This window comes from Gemmatimonadota bacterium, from assembly GCA_016712265.1.
Taxonomy (GTDB): Bacteria; Gemmatimonadota; Gemmatimonadetes; order Gemmatimonadales; family Gemmatimonadaceae; genus RBC101.
This window is the reverse complement of the sequence record JADJRJ010000030.1, coordinates 1,142,130-1,157,678: the sequence shown is the minus strand read 5'-3', so window position 1 is coordinate 1,157,678 and position 15,549 is coordinate 1,142,130. Positions and strand designations below refer to the sequence as shown.

The 15,549-nt window shown below is 66.9% G+C and carries 12 protein-coding genes and 7 tRNA genes; 14 read left to right on the top strand and 5 right to left on the bottom strand.

The annotated features are described in order from the left end of the window. Positions 1-11 precede the first annotated feature (11 nt). Positions 12-1,661 (bottom strand): hypothetical protein, encoded by a 1,650-nt coding sequence (locus tag IPK85_20555; protein ID MBK8249756.1) that lies wholly within the window; start codon positions 1,659-1,661, stop codon positions 12-14. An 85-nt stretch (positions 1,662-1,746) separates the two neighbouring features. On the opposite strand from IPK85_20555, the gene IPK85_20550 reads away from it, so the two are divergent. Further along, positions 1,747-2,883, top strand: a complete 1,137-nt coding sequence (locus IPK85_20550; GenBank protein ID MBK8249755.1) for an aminotransferase class V-fold PLP-dependent enzyme — start codon at positions 1,747-1,749, stop codon at positions 2,881-2,883. Positions 2,884-3,039: 156 nt separating this feature from the next. On the opposite strand, the gene IPK85_20545 is transcribed toward IPK85_20550, so the two are convergent. Continuing rightward, the gene (locus IPK85_20545) at positions 3,040-4,572 is read right to left on the bottom strand and encodes a D-aminoacylase (protein MBK8249754.1); all 1,533 of its coding nucleotides are present in this window, start codon (positions 4,570-4,572) and stop codon (positions 3,040-3,042) included. 188 nt (positions 4,573-4,760) lie between these two features. Here IPK85_20545 and IPK85_20540 point away from each other — a divergent pair, with 188 nt between their 5' ends. The 4 genes from IPK85_20540 (at position 4,761) to IPK85_20525 (ending at position 9,757) form a co-directional block, all read left to right on the top strand. Continuing rightward, a complete protein-coding gene (locus tag IPK85_20540) occupies positions 4,761-5,495 on the top strand; it encodes an SIMPL domain-containing protein (protein MBK8249753.1) in 735 nt (244 codons plus the stop codon). A 180-nt stretch (positions 5,496-5,675) separates the two neighbouring features. Then, a complete protein-coding gene (locus tag IPK85_20535) occupies positions 5,676-6,434 on the top strand; it encodes a hypothetical protein (protein MBK8249752.1) in 759 nt (252 codons plus the stop codon). Between the two features lie 58 nt (positions 6,435-6,492). Further along, positions 6,493-7,698, top strand: a complete 1,206-nt coding sequence (locus tag IPK85_20530; GenBank protein ID MBK8249751.1) for a YncE family protein — start codon at positions 6,493-6,495, stop codon at positions 7,696-7,698. A 79-nt stretch (positions 7,699-7,777) separates the two neighbouring features. Next, positions 7,778-9,757, top strand: coding sequence for an Ig-like domain-containing protein (locus tag IPK85_20525; GenBank protein MBK8249750.1), 1,980 nt, complete (start codon positions 7,778-7,780; stop codon positions 9,755-9,757). A gap of 12 nt (positions 9,758-9,769) precedes the next feature. Here the strand turns inward: IPK85_20525 and IPK85_20520 are convergent, their stop codons facing one another. Genes IPK85_20520 through IPK85_20510 form a run of 3 tightly spaced genes read right to left on the bottom strand, consistent with a single transcriptional unit; the run spans position 9,770 to position 13,118 of the window. Then, a complete protein-coding gene (locus IPK85_20520; protein MBK8249749.1) occupies positions 9,770-12,403 on the bottom strand; it encodes an FtsX-like permease family protein in 2,634 nt (877 codons plus the stop codon). Further along, positions 12,400-12,678 (bottom strand): hypothetical protein, encoded by a 279-nt coding sequence (locus tag IPK85_20515; protein ID MBK8249748.1) that lies wholly within the window; start codon positions 12,676-12,678, stop codon positions 12,400-12,402. The genes IPK85_20520 and IPK85_20515 overlap by 4 nt, the downstream gene beginning before the upstream one ends. Beyond that, entirely contained in the window at positions 12,654-13,118 is a 465-nt protein-coding gene (locus tag IPK85_20510) for an ATP-binding cassette domain-containing protein (protein ID MBK8249747.1), read from the bottom strand. Before IPK85_20510 ends, IPK85_20515 begins: the two co-directional genes overlap by 25 nt. Between IPK85_20510 and IPK85_20505 the strand changes: the two genes are divergently transcribed. The 9 genes from IPK85_20505 to IPK85_20465 all read left to right on the top strand — a co-directional run bounded on the left by IPK85_20505 (position 13,117) and on the right by IPK85_20465 (position 15,513). Continuing rightward, positions 13,117-13,818 (top strand): arylesterase, encoded by a 702-nt coding sequence (locus IPK85_20505; protein MBK8249746.1) that lies wholly within the window; start codon positions 13,117-13,119, stop codon positions 13,816-13,818. The genes IPK85_20510 and IPK85_20505 overlap by 2 nt on opposite strands. A 177-nt stretch (positions 13,819-13,995) precedes the next feature. After that, positions 13,996-14,562, top strand: a complete 567-nt coding sequence (gene efp, locus IPK85_20500) for an elongation factor P (GenBank protein ID MBK8249745.1) — start codon at positions 13,996-13,998, stop codon at positions 14,560-14,562. 150 nt (positions 14,563-14,712) lie between these two features. Continuing rightward, positions 14,713-14,786 (top strand) — tRNA-His (locus IPK85_20495). 108 nt (positions 14,787-14,894) lie between these two features. Continuing rightward, a tRNA-Trp gene (locus IPK85_20490) sits at positions 14,895-14,967 on the top strand. Positions 14,968-15,061: 94 nt separating this feature from the next. Further along, positions 15,062-15,134: transfer RNA gene (locus IPK85_20485), tRNA-Glu, on the top strand. Positions 15,135-15,163: 29 nt separating this feature from the next. Beyond that, a tRNA-Glu gene (locus IPK85_20480) sits at positions 15,164-15,235 on the top strand. Between the two features lie 22 nt (positions 15,236-15,257). Beyond that, positions 15,258-15,331: transfer RNA gene (locus IPK85_20475), tRNA-Asp, on the top strand. Between the two features lie 18 nt (positions 15,332-15,349). Next, a tRNA-Leu gene (locus tag IPK85_20470) sits at positions 15,350-15,431 on the top strand. Between the two features lie 10 nt (positions 15,432-15,441). Beyond that, positions 15,442-15,513, top strand: a tRNA-Thr gene (locus IPK85_20465). Positions 15,514-15,549 lie beyond the last annotated feature (36 nt).

The window sequence follows — 15,549 nt, the reverse complement described above, 5'->3', positions numbered from 1 at the left end:
ATGGGGCAGGCCTAACGCACCACGGAAATCGTGCGTCGCACGTCACCCACCGTCTCGCCGCGCGCCTCGATCCGCACGCGCAAGTCGTAGACGCCTGGGCCGAGGGCGGACAGGTCGAGCGCGAGGGCGCGCGACGGAATGGCGGCGGAACTCGGCGACTCTGCCACCCGCACATGGACGGGCGCCGCAGCCTCGGCCAGATGCAGGCTGCGCGCAAGTCGCGTGAGCCACGGCGCGGACCGGGGATAGACGCTGATCACGTGGGCGATGGATTCGCGGACCATTCCGGCATCGTACTCCCAGTAGAGGCCGAGGGGTTCGCTCCGGCGAACACGGGCGCCCACGAGCATTCGGGGCATCACCGATTCCAGAGTCGCATCGTCGGGGCGCGGATCCCGGTACAGCACCAGTCCGGGTTCACCAACGACCGGCAATGCCTGGCGGATCCGCGCGAAGGCGCGATGCGCGGAATCGACCGCCTCGATCGACATCCAGCGGGCGGCGCGCGGCACGGTCGTCGCCGAGATACCCGGACGCAGGGCGCTGACCAGGATGACTCCCGCTGAATCACGGGTCGCGACCGTCCAGATGGCGGTTGCCGCATCAAACGCGGAATCCATGGGCGATTCCACGGCCGTCAGCAGCACGAGGGAGTCCCCACGTTCAAAGCGCGCGACCTGGGCGGTGAGCACCACGGCGACGCTCGCATACGCGGGTGCATAGCGATTCACCGCGTCGGCGGGCCGCAGGTCCCAATTCGCCTGGGCCACGCGCTCTGGGGCGAGGAGCCCGCTGTCGCCAGGGAAGAACTGAAAGGCGGGGTGTGGCTCATGTCCCACGACGTGCACGTCGCCCGCGTTGTACCCCGAGGCGGATCGCCGCGACCAGCGCTCGGGCCATCCGTAGCGCAGCATCAACTCATGGGAGTCCTTGCCCCAGCTGAGGTGATAGGGCGAGCGCGACACGCGTTCGAGCTCTGACATGACGTGCCGCGCGAAGTGCTCCGTGCGTCGGTCGTTGCCTGGCACGCTCCATAGGGGATCGGCCAGTGCCCATCGGTGGCGATCCCAGTCCGCGCGTTTCGCACAGTCCAGCGCATCGAGCTCTCGCGTGCTGGCGGGAGGCAACAACACGCGGATGTCTGCCCACTGACAGCGCTGTGTCGAGTCCATCGCGCCGAGTGCACGGTCGAAGGCGGATTCTGCGGCGCTGTAGTCGCGGGCGGCGTGGTCCGCGAACCCTTCCAGTGCCAGGCACCACCAGCGCACCGACTGGCAGGCGCGCGCGGCCTCGCGGGCACCCGCATGGTTGCCGGATTCCACCAGGTAACGCACCCGTTGTCCTGCGATCCATTGATCACCGGGGAGCAGCGCTGCGGCGTCCCCGAGGGTGGCAAGCAGCTGGGCTCGTAGCGGCGAAATACTTGAGGGTTCCTCGGGTCCACGTGGCGACGACTCGTCATGCCAGTAGCAGAATCGCCCGACGCGCACATCGCACCGTCCGGCCGCCCCCCAGCCGACGGGGAGTCGTTGGCGACGCTGCCCCTCAAACGTCGCCTGAGCCTGCGCCGCCTTGCGCAGCACGCTCAGGGAGTCGGCCGCCTGGTGCAGGCGGAGACCGACCTCTGGTTGAAGGAGGACTGAAGCGACGAGAGCGAGCATGGGACGTTGGGACCCACACCACGTTACGGCGTTCCGCTCGGCGGGGCGAGAGCCTAGGTTGGCGGGACGCCACCTTCTCGCTCCCATGCCCACACCTCCCACTGCTCGACCGGCAACCATCGCTGTCCGGGCGGGTCGATCGCCAGACCCCGTCACGGGGGCGATCTCCGAGCCGATCACCCTCAGCACGACATTCCTGCGCGAGCCGGATGGGACCTACACCAGCGGCTACATCTACTCGCGGGAGAAGGCGCCCAACCGGACCGCGCTTGAGGTCGCTCTTGCGGCACTCGATGGGGGTGAGGACGCCGCCGCGTTTTCGTCGGGGCTCGCGGCGACAAGCGCGCTGTTGCAGGCGCTGCGTCCCGGCGATCACGTCATCTGCCCCCGCGAGGTCTACTACGGCGTCAAGAAGCTCTTGGGGCAGGTGTTTGCGCCGTGGGGACTGGAACACTCCATCGTCGACACGACGGACCTGGACGCCGTACGCGCCGCCGTTCGTCCCTCCACGCGGCTGGTGTGGGCCGAGTCACCGAGCAACCCGACGGTCTCCGTGAGTGATCTGTCCGCGCTGGCCGAGATTGCCCACGCGGCAGGTGCGCTCTTCGCGGTCGACAACACCTGGGGGACGCCCTTTGGCCAGCGCGTGCTCGAGCTCGGGGCCGATGTGGCGATGTACTCCACGACGAAATACCACGGGGGACATTCCGACGTGCTGAGCGGCGCCCTGGTGACCAGGACGCGCGGCGAGTGGTGGGAGCGTGTGCGGATGTTGCAGGCGACGATGGGTGCGGTGCCGTCCGCCTTCGATGCCTGGCTGGTGCACCGCGGGATCGCCTCGATGGAGTGTCGCGTGCATCGGCATTGCAGCAACGCCGAGTTTGTCGCCCGCGGGTTGGAGGGCCACCCGGCGCTGGAGGTGGTACACTATCCCGGGCTGGAGCGGCACCCGGGCCACGCCATCGCGCGCCGGCAGATGCGGATGTTCGGGGGGATGGGCTCGATCCAGGTGAAGGGCGGGGCCGCCGAGGCCCTCGCGGTCACGGGCCGGGTGCGGCTGTTTACCCGCGCCACCTCGTTAGGCGGTGTGGAGAGCTTGATCGAGCACCGGCATAGTATTGAGGGGCCGGAATCGCCAACCCCGCCCAACCTGTTGCGCCTGTCGATCGGGCTCGAGGATCCGCAAGACCTGCTGGACGACCTGCGGCAGGCGTTGAGGTAGGGAGCGAACGCTGGGGCTTGCGCTGGACTCGGTGGGTTGCTCGTGTCGATCGCCGTCTGCCGTCTGCCGTCTGCCGTCTGCCGTCTGCCGTCTGCCGTCTGCCGTCTGCCGTCTGCCGTCTGCCGTCTGCCGTCTGCCGTCTGCCGTCTGCTCCGCCTAACGCCGCTTGATCACCCGACCGGCTGCTACCCCGGTCGCTTTGCCGCCCGCGAACACGTCTCGACCGTTCACCCACACGCGCTCAATCCCCAGGGAAGGCGCGTGCGGCGTGTCCGGCGTGGCGCGGTCAATCACGGTCGACGGGTCGAACAGCACCAGGTCCGCCTTCATCCCCGGTGCCAACGTCCCGCGATCCGGGATCCCCATGTTGCGCGCCGCCAGGGACGTGCCCCGTCGCACCGCCTCTTCCAACGACATCACCCCATCGCCGCGCACGTACTTCCCCAGGATGCGGGGGAACGACCCGAATCCCCGCGGGTGGCTCCCGGTGAACGAGCCGTCGGTGCAGAAGTTCGTGAACGGCCAGCGCATGATTGCGGCGACATCCTCCTCCACCATACTCGTGGCGATGATGCTCTCCACGGTCTTGCCCTCGATGAACTCCGGCTGGGCCTCCTTGCGCATCCGCTCCGCGTCCCGGATCACGTCGATCAGGGCGGTCACCGAGTCGACGCCGCGCAAGGCGGCCACTTCGGCGAGCGTCTTGCCCTGATACTCCGGTTTAGGGAGGTAAACGGCCAGGCGCAGGCCACCCGGCGTCGTCGTTTGCGTCAGAGCGAAGTTCGCCGACACCCGATTCTCGAAATCGCGCTTCGGGAACAGCACGGTGAGCGTCGACTGCCAGTAGAGGTAGGGATAGATGTCCGCCGTGATATCGACCCCATCGGCGCGCGCCGCCTCAAGGATCCGCACGAGGGAATCAGCGCGACCCCACAAGTCGCGCATCGCCAACTTGGCGTGGGAGATCTGGACCGGAAGGCGTGCCTCGCGCCCGATGGTGATGATCTCGTCGATCGCTTTCCAGAAAGCGTAGTCTTCTGATCGGATATGCGAGATGTAGCGCCCGCCGGCCGCGGCGACGTCCTTCGCCAGGGCAAGCACCTCGTCGGTGCTCGAGTAGATGCCGGGGTCGTATTCCAGTCCGGTCGACAGCCCCAGCGCCCCGGCGTCGAGCGCGGCGCCAAGCAGCCGACGCATCGAGTCCACCTCCGCGGTGGTCGCCACCCGTCGGAAATCCTCGCCCATCGCCCGCATCCGCAAGGTGCCGTGTCCCACGTAGGTCGCCACGTTCACCGGCACCGGGCGCGCCTCCAGCTCTGCGAGAAACGCCCCGATGTCGGGATGCGATCCGCCGTCCTGTCCGCCGATGATCGTCGTGATTCCCTGGGAGACGGCGCCGAGCGCCGTCGTGTCCTCCCGCAGGTCGCCGTCCGCGTGTGAGTGGGTGTCGATGAACCCGGGCGCAAGGATGAGCCCGCCGGCGTCGACGACGGCTTCACCTTGCTGGGGGGTGAGGTCGCCAACTTCCAGAATGGAGTCGCCGCGAATGCGAACTGACGCGGCCCGGGCCGGGGTGCCAGTTCCGTCGATGACTCGGGCGTTGGTGACGAGAAAACCGTCGGGGCTGGCGGATGAGCAGGCCGCCACGGTGAGCAGGACGGCGAGAGCGCGCGTTGAGTGGCTAATCATCACGCGAAATTGCGCACAGGAGCACCGGCCGGCGAGCCCCGTGAGGGGGTTTTCCCGCCCGATGATTTGAGAAGCGTACCGGCGCCTGCCGGGGCAACCGCTCTCGCCTCCGTGAGATACGAGCGCGCCGAGCCCCGTGGGGGCATGGGCCTCTCCCCTCCCACCCTTTCCTCGCCTATTCTGTGCCCATGGAAGATCGCCGCTCCCAGCACCTGTTCGGCCTCGGCGCCCTCGCTGTTGGCCTCGTCATCGGACTTCTCGCGATTTCCCAGTCGCTCAAGGACATTCGGCGTGGGAATGAGGAGGTCGCTGTCACGGGCTCGGCCCGTCGCTCGATCCGCTCCGACTTCTCGGTGTGGCGACTCTCGGTTTCGGTGCAGTCCTCATCGCTGGCGGCAGCGTCGCAGGAGCTGACGCGAGGGGTCGATCGGGTGCGCGCCTTCCTCAAGGCTGAGGGGATCCCCGATTCGCAGCTCACGGTCAAGCCGGTGGAGGCGACCGGGGTACCGGAGATCACGCCTGAGGGACGTGAAACCGGGCGGATCCTGGCAAGTCGCGTTTCCCAGCTGATCGAGGTCCGGAGCGCTGACGTTGACGGCATCACCCGCACATCGCTCCGAGTGGGCGCGCTGATCGCCGAGGGGATCCCGGTAGCCCCGCAGTCTCCCGAGTACCTCTACACGAAACTTGGCGAGATCCGCACCACGCTCCTCGAGGAGGCCACAAAGGACGCGCGCCAACGCGCCGAAGCGATCGTTCGCAGCACCGGTGGCACGATCGGGGCCGTTCGCGATGCGCGGATGGGGGTCTTCCAGATCACCCCGCGATTCTCGACCGAGGTGGCGGACTACGGCATCAACGACGTGTCGTCGATCGAAAAGGACGTGACCGCCGTGGTGCGCGCGACGTTCACGATTCGGTAGGGCGGCGCCCGCGTCGCGTGTCGTGGTTCCAGCAGGCTCGAGGTCCCCGCAGGGCGAACGATCCCCCATCCCAGGAATTCCCATGTCCATCGTCCGTTCGATTGTGCTGGTTGCCGTGGTCTCGCAGGTCGCTCGTGCCCAGGGGGTCTGCAAGCCGGGGAGGACAGTAACGAGGCGAAGATGATGGCGTTTTTTGCTGCGCCGATCGCTTTCTCGCCGTCGGGCAACGCGGGCGCACTGCGCGCGGGGGAAATTCGCGTCTCGTTCGACGTGACCTACGTGCCGTCGCCGAGCGCGGAGATTACGCGGCCGGAGAAGTGCTACAACAACAACAAGACGGAGAACACCGAGTTGTCGCCCGTCTTCCCGCGGCCGCGCGTGGCGATCGGCCTCGGTGGCGGCTTTGCGGTGGAGGCGATGTACCTCCCGCCCATCACCGTGCTGGATGCCACGCCCAACCTCCTCTCGCTCGCGTTGAGCTATACGCGGTCCCTCACGGGTTCCGTCGCACTCGGCATCCGGGGGCACACCACCCTCGGGCAGGTCGGTGGCCCGATCACCTGCTCGAAGGACGTCATCCAGAGCAACCAACCGACCGGGAACTGCTACGCCTTCAAGCCGTCGGACGATACGTACAAGCCCAACATGGTCGGGGGCGAGGCGCTGCTCTCGTTCGGGACGCGTGCGTCGAGGTTCAGCACCTACGTCGGTGCGGGCTTGACCGCCCTCTCGCCGGAGTTCGAGGTCGGGTATGTCGACGCGCTCAATAACGTGGACGACACCCGCCTCGAGGTCTCCCTCACCCGGCTCGCCGCCTTTGCGGGTGGTGCCTACCGCGTGTCCCCGCGTTTCGCGCTCACCGGCGAGTTGTACTCCGTACCTGAAGACGTCACGACCGTGCGCTTTGGCGGCAGCTTCACCCTTCGGTCGGGGAAGTAGGCACTACCCCGATCTTTGGGCGGCTGCGACCTTTCTGACACCTGCTTCCCGCGTGCGCATGCTGTCCCTCAGAGCCCTGTTCGCCCTCGGCGCCGCCGCCTGTGCTTCCGCGGCGCCCCCGGCCACGCCGTCACCCGTCGCCAACGTCCCCGCGTCAGCGCCCACCCCGGTCGTCGCCCCTCCCACCCAGGATTACCTGCTGTTCACGGTGGCGGAGTCGGCCGACCAGGCGGCCCTGGTCCGTTTCGGTCCCCGCGGGATTCGGATCGAGCGCGAACAACGGGTCGGAATGATGCCCACGGAGATCAACGGCCCGCACGGCGTCGCGGTCAGCCCCGACGGCAAGTGGTACTACATCTCGATCGCGCACGGGACGCCCTACGGGACCTTCTGGAAATACAGCACGGCGAAGGACTCGGTGGCCGGACGCGCGACCCTCGGACTCTTCCCCGCCACGGTGCAGCTCACCCCGGACGGTGCCCTCGCCTTTGTCGTGAACTTCAACCTCCACGGCGAGATGGTGCCGAGTTCGGTGTCCGTGGTCTCGACCGATGAGATGGTGGAGATCGCGCGGATCACTACCTGCACCATGCCGCATGGCTCGCGCATCAACACTGCCGGGACCCACCAGTACTCGGCGTGCATGATGGACGACATGCTGACGGAGATCGACACGCGGACCCTGGAGGTGTCGCGTCATTTCCTCCTCGCGCGCGGCTCCGAGATGGGGATGCAGGGTCCACCCGGGGCGATGAGCCATGCCGGGCATTCCACCGCCGGGATGTCGCACGACAGCGCGATGTCGATGGCGAGTAGCGTGCAGTGCTCACCCACCTGGGCGCAGCCTTCGGCGCGTGGCGACAAGGTGTACGTCGCGTGCAACAAGTCGAACGAGATCGTGGAGATCGACTTTGCCACGTGGAAGATGACGCGCCGCTGGAACACCAAGGACGGGGTGTACAACCTGGCCGTGTCCCCCGACGGCAAGCTCCTGGTGGCGACGAACAAGCGGGCAAAGTCGATCACGATCTACGAGACGGCCGGGGGAACGGAGCTCGTGACCCTCCCGACCTTCAAGGGCGTGGTGCACGGTGTCGTGGTTTCCCCCGACAACCGCTATGCCTTTGTGACCGAGGAAGGGCGGGGCTCCGAGGCGGGAATACTCGAGGTCTTTGACCTGGCGGCGCGACGGAGCGTCGCCACCCTGGAGCTTGGACAACAGGCGGCCGGGGTCGATTTCTTCCGGATCGAACCCGCCCGATAGGTCCATCGGCACCTTACGGTCGGGGCGGGGTACGACCCGCGTCGACGTGTCACCCTCAGGCACCCTACCCACAGGACGCATGTTCTCTCGTCGTTACCTGCTGTTGGTCGCCCTGGCGACCGCTGCCTGCAAGTCGGATGGCTCGGGCCCCGACGCTGGGGTGACCACCCTCAACCTGTCGTCCGCGGCCAGCTTTGGCTTGGTGGGGGACTCGGTCCTCTTTACGGCACGGGTCATCGACGGCAATGGACAAACCGTTCAGGGAGCGGCGGTCACCTGGTCCTCCTCCAACAGTTCGGTCGCCACGGTGTCCGCCGCGGGATACGTGACGGGCCGCGCCGTGGGTTCGACGACGATTACCAGCCGATCCGGGACGGCCACAGCGTCCCTCACATACGAGGTCGATGCCAACCCTTGCACCGGTCAAGCCGCTTACGCACCGGGCGAGGTGCGCAGGCTTCGCGGAAGCACGGCCTTTGGCTGTGCGACGCTTCCCGGGGCGACGGCCGCCCAGGACTACCTGTTCATCGTGGGGAATGCGCAGGCGAAGCAGGACGACACGCTTGCGTATTCCTTTTCGCTCTCGGGAACCGGCGCATCAGCCCAGGTCAGCACCGACGCGTACGGCCTGCGCGACCCGCGCGACATCGCCGCCCTGCAGGCCATGGGTTTCCGGGATGGCGTCGAGCAGCGCCTGCGCGAGTTCGAACGAGAGGTGACGACCGATGCGCTCGACTACATGCAGTCGCGTCCGGCCGGCGCGGTGCGTGATGCCGCGCTGCGCTCGGTATCCGCCGCTGCCGTGGCTGCGGTGGGTGACACGGTCGCCATCCGCGTTCCGAACCTCAGCCCCGGGAAGGGGATCTGCCGCGACTTTATCGCCATCCGCGCCGTGGTGAAGGCGGTCTCGGCGCGGGCCACGCTGATGGAAGATGTCGCGTCTCCCACCGGCCGCATGAGCACCACCGACTACACCGAGATTGGCCAGGAGTTCGACGCCAAGATCTATGCGGCGGACACGCTCTGGTTCGGGGCCCCGACGGACATCAACAGCGACGCCCGGATCAGCATCGTCTACACTCCGGAAGTCAACAAACTCACGCCAGCGGGCAGCGGCGGGATCGTCGGCGGGTTCTTCTTTGGTGGCGACCTGCTCAAGCGCTCCGATTACCCGACGACCAACGACTGCCGCAACCAGACCAATGAGCAGGAGATCTTCTATCTCCTCGCGCCGGACCCGACCGGTTCGATCAACGGGAACGCGCGGACCACGGCCGGTGTGCGGCAAGTGAGCCGCGGCACGATCGCGCACGAGTTCCAGCACATGATCAACCAGGGCGTGCGCCAGTACAACCCGGCGGTGAAGGCGTTCGAGACCCCGTGGCTCAACGAGGCGCTCTCGCATTTCGCCGAAGAAGCGGTGGGACGCACCATCAGTGGGTTCGGCGACTTTCAGTCGCTGCGCACGGCCGATATCAATCCGTCCGCGGCCAATCAGGCCGACTTCCTCGCATTCTATCGCCAGAACCTCACACGCTTCCGGCTCTGGATGTTGAGGCCGGATACCGCGTCCCCGACCTCGGACCGCGCCCGCGACCAGTTGGCTCACCGCGGGGCCGCCTGGGCCCTCGTCCGGTACGCGGCGGATCGGTACTCGGGCGGCAATGCGCGAGCCTTCTTCCGCAAGTTGGCCGCCGGGCCTGAGACCGACATCACCAACCTCATGCTGCGCACGGGCGCCCCGTTCGATGAGATCATTGGGGGATGGCTCGTCGCGAACTACGCCGAGAATCGCGCCATTCCCGGGCTGGACCCGAAGTTCCTGTATTCGAGCTGGGACCTCGCGGACGCCATGAAGGGGGTCAACAACAACACGTATCCTCTTCTGCTCACCGCATTTCCCGGGAGCTTCACCTCGCCGGTCCTGTCGGGATCAGGGAACTACTATACGCATCGACTCGCCGGTGGGGCGGGACCAGTGAACGTCAATTTGCGAAACCCCGGGGGTTCTCCGATGACGGCCTCCGGCGCGCGCCTCTGGGTGGTCCGGCTGAACTGACGAACGGCGGCGTTATTCGCGCAGGGCCGCCATCGCGGTCTCCCTGAACACGTCGCGTCCCGAGAGGAACGCGATCCCTACGGCCATCGCCAACATGGCCAGCGCAATACCGGTGGCCGCGCCGAGCGCTGGCTCAAATGGCCGCTCGAACACCCACCGCATGATGGCCCAGGCTCCACCGATGGAAAGCACCATTCCGGTGAGCGAGCCGAGGACGCCCAGCAGGGCATACTCGGAGAAGAGGATCCGGCCGATCTGCTGACGGGTCGCGCCGAGTGTCTTGAGCAGTACCCCTTCTCGCACGCGCTCGCGCCGAGTGGCAGCGACCGCCGAGAAGAGCACCGGGATCCCCATCGCGAGTGAGAAGAGGGTCAGGAAACGGATCGCCACGGTTGCGCGCGACGAGATCTCGCTGATCGTCTTGCGGACCAGGGACAAGTCGAGCCCGGCCACGTTGGGGTACTTCCGCACGATGTCACGCTGGATCTGCCCTACCGTCGGTCCTTCGGGGACCGCGGCGAGCACCACGAAGGTCTGCGGAGCCTTCTCCAGCGTCGCCGTCGGGAACACGGCAAAGAAGTTCGTCTCGAAGCGCGCCCAATTCACCTCGCGAAGGGACGTCACGCGCGTGTTGACGCGCGCCCCCTGCACATCCCAGGTGATCACGTCGCCGATGGTCACCCCAAGGTCATCGGCAATCGAGAGTTCGAGTGAGACCTCCTCGGCCGGCTCACCCGGACCGGGCTTGGACTGACCGAACCACTTCCCCGCGACGAGGGTCTCAGTGCTGGTGAGGGAGTCGCGGTAAGTGGAGCGGTATTCGCGTCGCGCGGCCCAGCCGCCAGGACCCTGTCGTTCTCCGCGTTCGCCAGGTCGCCCACCCGAGTCGCTCGCCGCGGCCCCTTCGCGAGAGAGGGTGTCCGCCACGTTGGACCGTCGCCGCACCTCGACCCCATTCAGCGCGGCCACGCGCATCGTCACGATGGGCGTGCGCTGCACCAGCTCGACCCCCGTGGTGTTCCGTACGATGGAGTCCACGCCGCCGATCTGGTCCCCCTGGACGTCAAAGAGCACCAGGTTGGCCCGCGAGCTCATCTGGGTCAGCGAGATCTGCTTGAGCAAGTTGCCCTGCACGAGGTACAGGGTGGAGACGAGGAAGGCGCCGAAGCCTAACGACAGGACGACCGCCCGGGTCTGGTTCGCCGGCCGGTACAGGTTCGCCACCCCCTGGCGCACGACATACGGCCACCCCGCACGCATGGCACGCCGCGCCCCGCGGGAGAGCGCCACGGCGCTTGCCCACAATGCCACGACCACCACCGTGATCCCACCGCTGAAGGCGGCCACCTCGCGCAGGGACTGCGAACGCGTGGCCGAGATAGCGAGCACAGTGGCCGCGATGAACGCGTTCACCAGCACCAGGCTCCAGTCCGTCCCTCGGCGCTCCATGGGGTTCACGTTGCGGCGGATCGCCTGCAGCGGCGAAATCCGGCGGATCGCGATCAGCGGGCGCAGCGCAAAGGCCAGGGCGATCCACACGCCGAGCAGGATGCCCCAGCCGATCGCCACGGGCTCGACGCTCGCGGTCACGTCCACGGGCAGGTAGTCCTTGATGAGCCGCGGCAACCCGAACTGGATGCCGACCCCGAGCGCGGCACCGGCCGCGGCACCGACCAGTCCCATCACCGCGGCCTGCGTGGCGTAGATCCACATGACTTGCCGGCTCGTGGCGCCGACGCAGCGCAAGACGGCGACAATGTCGATTTTGCGCGCGACCCAGGCGTTGATTCCGCTCGCGACTCCAACACCACCGAGCAGCAAGGCGATGAGCCCCACGATCCCGAGAAAATCGGCCAGCTGGTCGATGGAATCGGCGAGGGAATTCTCGCGCTGCGTGACCGTGCGCGCGCGCACCCCGACGGAATCAAAGCGCGCACGGAACGGGTCGAGCCAGGTGTCCGGGTTGGTCCCTGCCGGCAGGCGGATGAAGGCGTCGTAGTCCGCCCGACTACCGAAGGTGAGCAGGCGCGTGTCGACCACGAACCGGTCGCTGATGTACAGCCGCGGCCCGAACGTCGAGGCGAATCCCACATCGCCGGGGACGCTGGCCAGCGAGGCCGCGATATGGAACGTCGTATAGCCGACCTGGAGCGAATCGCCGACGTCTGCGCCGAGGGCGAGCAGGAGCGCCGGATCGACGATGGCGATGCGCTCATCGTGCAGGCGCCCCCACACCCCGGCCGGGCTCGTGAGTACGTCGCCGTACAGGGGGAATCCCGCCGTGACAGCTCGGACCTGCGAGAGTCGCGTGTTGCCGGTGCGCGGTGCGAGGGCCATGGAGCCGAATGCTGTCTCGCGCGCCACGGTGACCCCTGCGGCCGCCAGGGAATCGATCAGCGAATCCGCCGCCGGTGTGAAGGCGCCGCGCGGGGAGAGGGCCACGTCGCCCCCGAACAGGGACTTCGACTGGTCGCGGACGGACCGCGTGACGTTTTCGGCGTAGGAGTCGATCGCGACGAGCGCGGCGACACCTAACGAGATGGAGGACATGTACAGCAGGAGCCGGCGGCGCGTGCTGCGTGACTCCCGCCAGGCGAGCGAGGCGAGGACGCTCCACGGCGCCTTGCGCGGGGCGGGGGCGCTCACGGAGCGACCGTCGCGACAGGTTCCACCGCGGCACCGAGCATCGCGCTGGCCGGACGATCCTCAACCACGACACCATCCGCGAGCCGAATGATCCGCTGGGTGCGCTCCGCCAAGCCGAGGTCGTGAGTCACCATCACGACCGTGGAGCCGGACTCGCGATTCAGCTCCTCCAGGAGCGCAACGATCTTTGCCCCGGTGGTGCCGTCGAGGTTGCCCGTGGGTTCGTCAGCAAAGAGGATCTTGGGCTGGTTCACAAAGGCGCGGGCGATGGCCACGCGCTGTTGCTCACCCCCGAAAGCTGCGAGGGAAAGTGATCGAGGCGGTCGGCGAGTCCGACCCGGGTCAATAGGTCTCGCGCGCGAACGTCGGCGCCCCGTTCACCCCGCAGCTCCAGCGGAACCTGCACATTCTCGATCGCCGTGAGGGTCGGGATCAATTGAAAGGATTGGAACACGAAGCCAACTTTCTCCCCGCGCAACTGGGCCCGCTGGTCTTCGGACAGGGAGGTGATGTCCCTGCCGTCGAGGATGACGGAGCCGCGGCTGGGGGTGTCGAGTCCCGCGAGGAGCCCGAGCAAGGTGGTCTTCCCACTACCGGATGGTCCGACGATGGCAACCAGGGCACCCTGCGGGATCTGGAACGAAACGTCGCGCAGGACCGTCAGGTGGTGGGTGCCACTGTCAAACTCCTTCGTGAGCTGTCGGGCTTCGAGCATGCGTCGTGGACTAAGTGTGGTTGTGCTGGCCGCCGCCTGTGGGACGGCGACCAAAGATACGGTCCGGACCGATAGCGCCGGGGTGACCCAGCCGAACGTCGGGGTCGCCGCGCCTGCGCCGGTGCGGAAGGGGACCGTGCTCCTCGTGGGCACCTCGCTGACGGCAGGCTACGGCCTGGACAACCCGGACGACGCCTACCCGTCAGTACTGCAACGCATGGCGGACTCCGCTGGTTACAGCATCGCCATCCAGAACGCGGGGTTGAGCGGCGAAACCTCTGCCGGGGCCCTCCGGAGGATCGATTGGCTGCTCCGGGACGACTTCACCGCCGTCGTGATCGAGACGGGGGCGAATGACGGCCTCCGCGGCCTGGATGTGGATTCGACGCGTGCGAACCTCAAGGCCATCGTGCGACGGGTGAAATCCGAGCTACCGAACGCGCGGGTGGCCCTGGTGCAGATGGAGGCACCACCCAACCTTGGCGCCCGTTACACGACGGCCTTTCGCGAGAGCTTCGGCGAGGTGGCCCGCGAAGAGGGGATCACCCTGTTCCCCTTCCTGTTGGACGGGGTGGGCGGGGTCGCCGGGCTGAACCAACGCGACGGGATCCACCCGAACGTCGAGGGGGCCCAGCGGGTCGCCCGGAACCTGTGGCCGGCGCTGGAAGCCCTGCTGGCAGGCACCGCGGCCGGCCGCTGACCCTGCCCCGGCGCCGGTCGAAAGTCGAGTGGCGCCGGCGCTGGACTGACGCGCCGCAGTGAGCAACGCCTGAGCTGCCGTCTGCCATCTGCCGCCTACCATCTGGGCAGGAACCGGGCTAAGTTTGTTGGCTGCCTTGATTTGCGGCAAGTTCCAACACCTGCTTCGGTACTCCTAATGGCCGTTCCAGCCACACAGATCCGCAAGGGCATGGTGATCGTGTATGAAGGCGATCCCTGCCGTGTGATCGACTTTCGTCACCACACGCCCGGCAACCTCCGGGCGATGGTGCAGACCAAGATGAAGAACCTCCGGAACGGCTCGAACTTCGAGCACCGCTTTCGGGCCGATGACGCCATCGAGAAGGCGTCGATGGAGACGCACGAGCTGCAGTTCATGTATGCGGCGGGGGATACCTACCACTTCATGAACACCGAGAACTACGACCAGATCGAGATGGACGCCGAGGCACTGGGCGACAATGCCCAGTGGATGGTGCCGAACATGGAGATCCTGGCCGAGTATTACGACGGGCGCCCGATCGGGATCGAATTGCCGCAGTACCTGGTGTTCGAGATCGTGGAGACGTCGCCGGTGATGAAGACGGCCACGAAGACGGCCTCGTACAAGCCGGCGAAGCTCGAAAACGGGGTGACGATCAATGTCCCCGAGTTCATTGCCACGGGTGAGCGGGTGCGGGTCAACCCGAGCACGGGGGAGTACCTGGATCGGGCGAAGGACTGAGGGAAGGGCGGCCGCGCCTGTGCGGCCGTCGGTGGTCGGGGAATGCCTCTGTCGGATGATGCGGCCCCTCATTAAAATCGTTGGTCCGGTCCCGGTTTGGTTTCGGCGGGCGCAGGCGGCTTGTCGAGGCCGTTTCCGAGGGTCGGTATGGTGACTGTAGCTCAACCGGTTAGAGCACCGGATTGTGGTTCCGGGGGTTGGGGGTTCAAGTCCCCTCAGTCACCCCTTGAAGTAGCAAGCAGCAACCAGCAGACGGCCCCAGCATCCAGCGAAGGGAACACGGCTGTGTGCATCGGACCGAGGCTGGTTGCTCGTCGCTTCATGCTGGGTGAAGGTCAGTAGCTCAATTGGTAGAGCACCGGTCTCCAAAACCGGCGGTTGGGGGTTCGATTCCCTCCTGGCCTGTCAGAGATGCTGGTGGCTGGTGGGTGGAGCTGAGGGCTGGGGCTGGAGTAGGGGCGGGTGGCCGTTTACCATTCACGGCTCTCCGGAAATCGCTGGCGGTATCGTCTAGGGGACTAGGACACAGCCCTCTCAAGGCTGGAACACGGGTTCGAATCCCGTTACCGCTACTGTCAGCAATCGTGTGTGCGGGGGTCCTGGCCCCATCGTCTATCGGTTAGGACGGCACCCTTTCACGGTGCAGAGAGGGGTTCGATTCCCCTTGGGGTCATGCAGGTGAAGTTGCGGGTATTGGGGCTGTAGCTCAGCTGGTTAGAGTGCCGGACTGTCACTCCGGAGGTCGCGGGTTCGAGCCCCGTCAGCCCCGCTTGAAAACCGAGTGTATGCCCAAGTGGCGAAATTGGTAGACGCGCCATCTTGAGGGGGTGGTGCCGAAAGGCGTAGCGGTTCGAGTCCGCTCTTGGGCATTCAGCAGGTGCCAGCGTAGCTCAGTGGTAGAGCACCCGATTCGTAATCGGGCGGTCGTCGGTTCAATCCCGACCGCTGGCTCTGAACGAAGTCAAACGGCGCCCGGGTCGCATCGCG

Coding starts and splice junctions, on each gene's coding strand:
- IPK85_20555 (MBK8249756.1), bottom strand. CDS start 1,661: ATGCTCGCTCTCGTCGCTTCAGTCCTCCTTCAACCAGAGGTCGGTCTC.
- efp (MBK8249745.1), top strand. CDS start 13,996: ATGGCCGTTCCAGCCACACAGATCCGCAAGGGCATGGTGATCGTGTAT.
- IPK85_20545 (MBK8249754.1), bottom strand. CDS start 4,572: ATGATTAGCCACTCAACGCGCGCTCTCGCCGTCCTGCTCACCGTGGCG.
- IPK85_20540 (MBK8249753.1), top strand. CDS start 4,761: ATGGAAGATCGCCGCTCCCAGCACCTGTTCGGCCTCGGCGCCCTCGCT.
- IPK85_20505 (MBK8249746.1), top strand. CDS start 13,117: ATGCGTCGTGGACTAAGTGTGGTTGTGCTGGCCGCCGCCTGTGGGACG.
- IPK85_20525 (MBK8249750.1), top strand. CDS start 7,778: ATGTTCTCTCGTCGTTACCTGCTGTTGGTCGCCCTGGCGACCGCTGCC.
- IPK85_20535 (MBK8249752.1), top strand. CDS start 5,676: ATGATGGCGTTTTTTGCTGCGCCGATCGCTTTCTCGCCGTCGGGCAAC.
- IPK85_20510 (MBK8249747.1), bottom strand. CDS start 13,118: ATGCTCGAAGCCCGACAGCTCACGAAGGAGTTTGACAGTGGCACCCAC.
- IPK85_20550 (MBK8249755.1), top strand. CDS start 1,747: ATGCCCACACCTCCCACTGCTCGACCGGCAACCATCGCTGTCCGGGCG.
- IPK85_20530 (MBK8249751.1), top strand. CDS start 6,493: ATGCTGTCCCTCAGAGCCCTGTTCGCCCTCGGCGCCGCCGCCTGTGCT.